General features: G+C 72.2%; 9 protein-coding genes and 1 pseudogene. 8 read left to right on the top strand and 2 right to left on the bottom strand.

Annotated elements, in window-relative coordinates; translation table 11 throughout:
* Positions 1 to 188 (top strand): annotated as a pseudogene (locus tag JI751_RS17780) (exodeoxyribonuclease VII large subunit); the annotation flags it as partial.
* Positions 181 to 393, top strand: a complete 213-nt coding sequence (locus tag JI751_RS17775) for an exodeoxyribonuclease VII small subunit (RefSeq protein WP_201939547.1) — start codon at positions 181 to 183, stop codon at positions 391 to 393. The pseudogene JI751_RS17780 and the gene JI751_RS17775, both read left to right, overlap by 8 nt.
* 26 nt (positions 394 to 419) lie before the next feature.
* On the opposite strand, the gene JI751_RS17770 is transcribed toward JI751_RS17775, so the two are convergent.
* Positions 420 to 962, bottom strand: a complete 543-nt coding sequence (locus JI751_RS17770) for a DUF4245 domain-containing protein (protein ID WP_201939546.1) — start codon at positions 960 to 962, stop codon at positions 420 to 422.
* A 183-nt stretch (positions 963 to 1,145) separates the two neighbouring features.
* On the opposite strand from JI751_RS17770, the gene JI751_RS17765 reads away from it, so the two are divergent.
* Genes JI751_RS17765 through glpX form a run of 5 tightly spaced genes read left to right on the top strand, consistent with a single transcriptional unit; the run spans position 1,146 to position 5,079 of the window.
* Positions 1,146 to 1,553, top strand: a complete 408-nt coding sequence (locus JI751_RS17765) for a TOBE domain-containing protein (RefSeq protein WP_201939545.1) — start codon at positions 1,146 to 1,148, stop codon at positions 1,551 to 1,553.
* Entirely contained in the window at positions 1,550 to 2,302 is a 753-nt protein-coding gene (modA, locus tag JI751_RS17760; RefSeq protein ID WP_201939543.1) for a molybdate ABC transporter substrate-binding protein, read from the top strand. The genes JI751_RS17765 and modA overlap by 4 nt, the downstream gene beginning before the upstream one ends.
* Complete coding sequence (gene modB, locus JI751_RS17755; protein WP_307814351.1) at positions 2,299 to 3,090, top strand: molybdate ABC transporter permease subunit; 792 nt, start codon at positions 2,299 to 2,301, stop codon at positions 3,088 to 3,090. The genes modA and modB overlap by 4 nt, the downstream gene beginning before the upstream one ends.
* Entirely contained in the window at positions 3,087 to 4,064 is a 978-nt protein-coding gene (locus tag JI751_RS17750; RefSeq protein WP_201939539.1) for a sulfate/molybdate ABC transporter ATP-binding protein, read from the top strand. The genes modB and JI751_RS17750 overlap by 4 nt, the downstream gene beginning before the upstream one ends.
* A gap of 10 nt (positions 4,065 to 4,074) precedes the next feature.
* Positions 4,075 to 5,079, top strand: coding sequence for a class II fructose-bisphosphatase (gene glpX, locus JI751_RS17745; protein ID WP_201939536.1), 1,005 nt, complete (start codon positions 4,075 to 4,077; stop codon positions 5,077 to 5,079).
* Here the strand turns inward: glpX and JI751_RS17740 are convergent.
* Positions 5,044 to 5,874 carry an alpha/beta hydrolase gene (locus JI751_RS17740; RefSeq protein WP_201939522.1) on the bottom strand — a complete coding sequence of 277 codons (831 nt, stop codon included), beginning with the start codon at positions 5,872 to 5,874 and terminating at the stop codon, positions 5,044 to 5,046. The genes glpX and JI751_RS17740 overlap by 36 nt on opposite strands.
* A 91-nt stretch (positions 5,875 to 5,965) precedes the next feature.
* Between JI751_RS17740 and JI751_RS17735 the strand changes: the two genes are divergently transcribed.
* Positions 5,966 to 6,889: an alpha/beta fold hydrolase gene (locus tag JI751_RS17735; RefSeq protein WP_201939505.1), complete on the top strand. Its 924-nt coding sequence runs from the start codon at positions 5,966 to 5,968 to the stop codon at positions 6,887 to 6,889.
* Positions 6,890 to 6,946: the final 57 nt, after the last annotated feature.

Genomic DNA, 6,946 nt, shown 5'->3' with positions numbered 1-6,946 from the left:
CGCTCTCGCACCGGCTCGACCGCGCCGCCGACGACATCGGCCACCAGCGCGCCCGCGCCCAGGCGCTGTCGCCGCTCGCCACGCTCCAGCGGGGGTACGCCGTCCTGCAGGACGCCGACGGCCGGATCCACGCCACGACGGACCGCATCGAAGAAGCACCCCTGGTCGAGGAGGACCCCCATGCCTGACGCCCCCACCCAGCAGCAGCCCAGCTACGAAGAGGCCCGCGAGGAGCTCATCGAGGTGGTCCGCACCCTCGAGGCCGGCGGCACGACCCTCGAGGAGTCGCTCGCGCTGTGGGAGCGCGGCGAGGCGCTGGCCAAGGTCTGCCAGGAGTGGCTCGACGGTGCCCGCAAGCGCCTCGACGAGGCGATCGGCCCCGACGCCGACTGACCGCCACGCACCGCTCCCCGGACGGATCAGCGCGTGAGCAGCCCGAGGTAGGCCTCGATCTCCTCCACCGGCGCGGACCCGTAGACCAGCACGGCCTCGTCGCCGACCTCGGTCGAGTACCCGTGGTCGCCACCAGCGTCAGACCAGGTCTGCCAGGTGTCGGTGATCTCGGAGTCGACGCTCGCGTCGTCGCCGGCCTCGGCCTTCTCGTCGACGTACTGCTCGACCAGCGCGTCCACCGAGGTGTCCTGCTGACGGATGCCGACGAAGTCGCCCTCGGCGGTGAGCACACCGAGCCCCCAGCGCGGGTCGTCGCCGGCGCGCAGGTCGACGCTCGTCGCGACCCATCCGGCCGGGAGCTCGCGCGGCCGGACGACCTGGAGCCCCGCCTGGTCGGCGAGCTCGACGCTCGCCTGCCAGTCGACGGGGACCGGGGAGTCGTCGGTGTCGGTGCGGAAGAGCCCGCGCCACGTCACGAAGGCGATCACGAAGAGCACCGTGACGATGAGGGCGCCGGTCATGCCGCCGAACGAGCGGTTGTACCTGCTCGGTCGTCCGGTCTCGCTCACGCCGCCCATCCTCCCAGCCGCCGCCAGCCGCTGTAACGCCGGGTGCGGGGGACCACCCCACGAGCTGCAACCCAGGAGAAGTCGAGCCAACCCGGCGTGACAGCGCCATCGTGGGACGGGGCCAAGAACCGCAACGGCGGCACATCAGCGCGACATCAGCCGCAGGTGCGGCATACTACCCTCGTGATCACGTACCGAATCGCGGAAGCAGCCGAGATCCTGGCGGTGAGCGACGACACCGTACGGCGGTGGGTCGACACCGGCCGGATCCCGTCCCAGCGCACCGAGGGCCGGGCGACCGTCTCCGGCACGGACCTCGCGGAGTTCGCCGAGCACCTCGTCGAGTCGGGCGAGGTCGCCGAGCGCGACCGCACCCGCGCCAGCACGGTCAGCGCGCGCAACCGGATGAGCGGGATCGTCACCCGGGTCAAGCGCGACCACGTGATGGCCCAGGTCGAGATGATCTGCGGCCCCTACCGCGTGGTGTCGCTGATGAGCAGCGACGCAGCGGACGAGCTCGGCCTCGAGCCGGGCGTCCGCGCGATCGCCAGCGTCAAGTCCACCAACGTCGTCGTGGAGGTCCCGAAGTGAAACGCCACCTGGCAGCCCTCGTCCTCGTCCTGCCCCTCGCCGCCTGCGGTGGAGGCGACGACGGGAAGGGCGCGGACAGCACCGACAGGGCCGAGCTCACGGTGCTCGCCGCCGCGTCGCTGACCGACGTCTTCGGCGACCTGGCGACCGACTTCGAGAAGGAGCACGACGCCGACGTGACGTTCTCCTTCGGCTCGAGCACCGACCTCGCCGAGCAGGTCGCCGACGGCGCCCCGGGGGACGTCCTGGCCACCGCCGACGAGACCTCGATGGGCCTCGCGGAGGATGCCGGCGTCACCGGTGAGGTCGAGACCTTTGCGACCAACGTCCTCACGATCGTGGTGCCGAAGGGCAACCCGGCCGGCATCGAGTCCCTCGACGACCTCGAGGGCTCGACGTGGGTGCGCTGCGCCGACGAGGTCCCGTGCGGCAAGGTCGCGGTGGCCGTGCTCGACGCCAACGGCATCACCGCCGAGCCGGCGAGCCTCGAGGAGGACGTCCGCGCCACCCTCGACAAGGTCGTCTCGGGCGAGGCCGACGCGGGTCTGGTCTACGCGACCGACGCGGTCGCTGCGGGTGACGAGGTCGAGGCCATCGAGATCCCGGGTGCCGAGGACGAGCTCACCTCCTACTACGCCACGACCCTGGCGCAGTCCGAGGACGCCGACCTTGCAGCAGACTGGGTCGCGTGGGTGACGTCGGAGGAGGGCCGGGCGATCCTGCAGGACGCCGGCTTCGGCAGCCCGTGAGGGACAGGCTGGGCAGGCCGCCCGCGCTCCTGATGGTGCCCGCGGCCCTCGCCGCGCTGCTCCTCCTCGTGCCGCTGGTGGCGATGGTCGCCAGCACCAGCTGGACGGACCTCCCCGGACACCTCACCTCGCAGGTCGCGCTCGACGCCCTGCGGCTCTCCCTCGTCACGTCGACGGTCGCCATCGTCTTCTGCCTGCTGCTCGGCCTGCCGCTGGCGTGGCTGCTCGCGCGGGTCGACTTCCGCGGCCGCGGAGCTCTTCGCGCGCTGGTCACGGTGCCGCTCGTGCTCCCGCCGGTGGTCGCGGGCATCGCGCTGCGCAGCGCCTTCGGCCGCACCGGCCTCCTCGGTGAGCCGCTGCTCGACTGGACGGGCTTCGCCTTCCCCTTCACGACGTACGGCGTGGTGCTGGCGCACGTCTTCGTCTCGATGCCCTTCGTGGTGATCGCCATCGAGGGCGCGCTGCGCTCGGCCGACCCGAGGTACGACGACGCCGCCGCGACGCTCGGCGCCACCCGCTGGACGACGTTCCGCCGGGTCACCGTGCCGCTCGCGCTGCCCGGTGTCGTCGCCGGGACCGTGCTGGGGTGGGCGCGCTCGCTCGGCGAGTTCGGCGCGACGATCACCTTCAACGGCAACTACCCCGGCACGACGCAGACGATGCCGACGCTGATCTACGTCACCCGGCAGGCCGACCAGGACGCCGCGCTGTCGCTGAGCCTGGTGATGCTGGTCGTCTCGATCGGCGTGCTCATCGCGCTGCGCGACCACTGGCTCGGTACGCCGTGAGCGCGCAGCTGGTGGCTGACCTGCGGGTCGCCGACCGGGTGCAGGCCGCCTTCACTGCCGAGCCGGGTGAGGTCCTGGCGATCATCGGGCCCAACGGCGCCGGCAAGAGCAGCCTGCTCCACGCGATCGCCGGGCTCGTCGACGTCGAGGGCTCGGCCCACCTCGGTGGCACCGACCTGCTCGCCACTCCGGTCCGCGAGCGGCGCGTGGGTCTGGTCTTCCAGGGCCAGCTCCTCTTCCCCCACCTCACCGCACTCGACAACGTCGCCTTCGGGCGTCGGGCGCGCGGCGAGGACCGCCGGTCTGCCGAGTCGGTCGGCCGCGAGTGGCTGGAGCGGTTCGGGATCGCCGAGCTCGCCGACCGCCGGCCGCGTGAGCTGTCCGGTGGGCAGGCGCAGCGGGTGGCGATCGCCCGCGCCCTCGCGACCGACCCGGACGTGCTGCTCCTCGACGAGCCGTTCACCGGTCTCGACGTCTCCGTGCAGATGGCGCTGCGGATCGAGCTCGGCCAGCACCTGCGCGACTTCGCGGGCATCACGCTGCTCGTCACCCACGACGCGATCGACGCGCTCACCCTCGCCGACCGGGTGCTGGTCCTCGACCACGGCCAGGTCGCCCAGGTGGGCCGGCCGGCCGAGGTCGCCGCCGAGCCGCGCACGCCCCACGTCGCCCGGCTCGTCGGGCTCAACCTCGTGCCCGACGGCGACGACCTGATGGCCTTCACCCCGGACGCGGTGACCGTGTCGCTGGCCGAGCCCGAGGGTTCGTCACGGCTGCGCTGGAAGGGGCAGATCGCGACGCTGGCGCCGCACGGCGACGCCGTACGCCTGTTGGTGCACGCCTCCCCCGACCTGCTCGCCGACGTCACCCCGGCAGCCGCCACCGAGCTCCAGCTGGTGCCCGGCTGCGAGGTCTGGCTGTCGGCCAAGGCGACGGCCGTCAGCCGGTACGGAGCGCGCGAAGCCGGCCGATAACCTGTGCGCCATGACCGCCAGTGCGCCGCAGCCCGAACGCAACCTCGCCCTCGAGCTGGTGCGGGTCACCGAGGCGGCCGCCATGGCAGCCGGTCGCTGGGTGGGCCGCGGCGACAAGAACGACGCGGACGGCGTCGCGGTCGAGGCGATGCGCTACATGATCGCCACCGTCGAGATGCGCGGCACCGTCGTGATCGGCGAGGGCGAGAAGGACAACGCCCCGATGCTCTTCAACGGCGAGGAGGTCGGTGACGGCACCGGACCCGAGTGCGACGTCGCCGTGGACCCGATCGACGGCACGACGCTGACCGCCAAGGGCATGAGCAACGCGATCTCGGTGCTCGCTGTGTCGCCGCGCGGGTCGATGTACGACCCCAGCGCGGTCTTCTACATGGACAAGCTCGCGACCGGGCCCGAGGCCGCCGACCACGTCGACATCCGGCTGCCGGTGAAGGAGAACATCGCCCGCGTGGCGAAGGCCAAGGGGCTCTCGATCCACGACGTCACCGTCGTCGTCCTCGACCGGCCGCGCCACGCCAGGCTCGTGGAGGAGATCCGCGAGACCGGGGCGCGGATCAAGTACATCACCGACGGCGACGTCGCCGGCGCGATCATGGCGGCCCGCCCCGACACGGGCGTCGACCTGATGCTCGGCGTCGGCGGCACGCCCGAGGGCATCATCACGGCCTGCGCGATGAAGTGCATCGGCGGCAAGATCCAGGGCCAGCTGTGGCCGCAGGACGACGACGAGCGCCAGCGCGCGCTCGACGCCGGCCACAACCTCGACCGGGACTTCGTGCTGGGCACCGACGACCTGGTGACCGGCGACGACGCGTTCTTCGTGGCCACCGGCATCACCGACGGCGAGCTGATGCGGGGCGTGCGCTACCGCGGCGACCACGTCGTCACGGACTCGCTGGTGATGCGCTCGCGCAGCGGCACGGTCCGCTCGATCACGGCCGAGCACCAGCTCTCGAAGCTACGCAATCTCTCCACGATCGACTTCGACAACTGACGCGGCCACCGGGCGGAGCGCTGCCGACACGACCGCGATGACGGCGGGGTCGAACGCCATGCCCACGTGGGACGAGCGCACCTCGACCGCACGGGCAGCCGGGTCGATGCACGCACGCCAGTCGACGATCCCGTCGCGACGGGAGTAGATCGCGGTGAAGTCCACGTCGCCCGGCAGCGTGGCGCGGGCCTGCGTGAAGCTCTCGAGCGCACAGTTGCCCGCCACGCAGTCCTCAGCCATCACGTTGCGTACGCCGGCCCGGTTGAGGCGCACCAGCAGGTCGACGCTGCGCGCGAGGGACGAGTGGTGGGCACCGGGGGCCAGCATCGGGCTGCCCATCGTGACGATGCCGGCGACGAGGTCGGGGCGGCGCGCCGCGACACCGCGAGCAAGCATCCCGCCGAGGCTGTGCCCGACGATCCGCACCCGCGAGCCGCGCCGCTGGGTGATCTCCTCGAGCCGCTGCTCCAGCTGGGTCGCAGCGGCGAGCGTGCAGCCGACGTTGGCACGGATGTCGGCGCGGTAGGTGCGGAAGCCCTGGTGCCGCAGCGACCTGCTCATCGGGCCGAGCGAGGAGTCGCCGGCCAGGAAGCCGGGCACGAGCAGCACCGGCTCGGCGACCCGGACCGGCAGCGAGCCATAGGGCGTACGACGTCGCGCACCACGCGCGCCGAGGGCCTGGACGGCGTAGCGACCGGCCTCGGTGAGGACCGATCCCTCGCGCAGGACAGCCCCGACGGAGGGCTGCGAAAAGCCCTCCGGCGTCAGGAATGCCGCCATTGTGCGCTGGGTCACAGTCATCGAACCTAGCCCAGACCCCTTGTGGAATGGGGGACATCCCCCACATCCCGTTTTCCCCGAGGCCCTTGTCGTGTTCACTGGAGGCATGCCAACCCGTCGAGACACCACCGCGGCGCCCGTCGTCTCCGACGAGCTCGTCGCGCCCGTCGGCAACGAGGTCGAGCTCTGCTACCAGACCTTCGGCGACCCGGCGGACCAGCCGTTGCTGCTCGTGATGGGCCTCGGCGGACCGATGAACTGGTGGGACACCGAGCTCTGCCTGATGCTCGCCGACGCGGGCTTCTACGTCGTGCGCTACGACAACCGCGACACCGGGCGCTCGACCCGGATCCGGGCACGGGTCAAGCGCAGCCACCTGGTGCGGGCGTTCGGCGGCCGCAGGGTCAAGGCGCCCTACTCGATGTCGGACCTCGCCGGCGACGCCGTCGCGCTGATGGACCACCTCGGCCTGGAGTCCGCCCACGTGGCCGGAATCTCGATGGGCGGCATGATCGCGCAGACCGTGGCCGTCGAGCACCCGAAGCGCGTGCGGTCGCTGACCAGCATCATGTCGACCACCGGCAAGCGCTCGGTGGGCTGGCAGGACCCGCGCCTGATCCCCTCGCTCATCGCCCCGCGCAAGCCCGGCCGCGAGTCGTACGTCACCACGAGCGTCGCCTTCTGGGACGTCATCGGCTCCCCCGGCTACCCCGCCGACCGCGACCGGCTGACCGTCCGCGCCGGCGAGACCTTCGACCGCGGCTACAGCGCCAGCGGCGTGATGCGCCAGATGATGGCGATCCTCCAGCAGCCCGACCGCACCCAGCGGCTCCGCCGCCTCCGCGTCCCGGCCCTGGTCGTGCACGGGATGGCCGACAAGATGGTGCACGTGAGCGGCGGCAGGTCCACCGCGGCCGCGATCCCCGGCGCCGAGCTCGTGCTGATCGACGGGATGGGCCACGACCTGCCCCCCGCCCTCTTCGAGACCCTCGTCGAGGCGATCTCGCGGACCGCCGACCGGGCTTCCTGACCTCGGCTGACTGGCGTTGTCTGAGTCCCCGCACATGCGGGGACTCAGACACCTGTA

This window comes from Nocardioides baculatus (assembly GCF_016735675.1).
GTDB lineage: Bacteria > Actinomycetota > Actinomycetes > Propionibacteriales > Nocardioidaceae > Nocardioides > Nocardioides baculatus.
This window is presented reverse-complemented; position numbering and strand designations above follow the sequence as displayed.

Excerpts from the sequence above, each read along its gene's own strand:
- glpX (WP_201939536.1), top strand. The coding sequence starts at position 4,075 with ATGACCGCCAGTGCGCCGCAGCCCGAACGCAACCTCGCCCTCGAGCTG.
- JI751_RS17775 (WP_201939547.1), top strand. The coding sequence starts at position 181 with ATGCCTGACGCCCCCACCCAGCAGCAGCCCAGCTACGAAGAGGCCCGC.
- JI751_RS17735 (WP_201939505.1), top strand. The coding sequence starts at position 5,966 with ATGCCAACCCGTCGAGACACCACCGCGGCGCCCGTCGTCTCCGACGAG.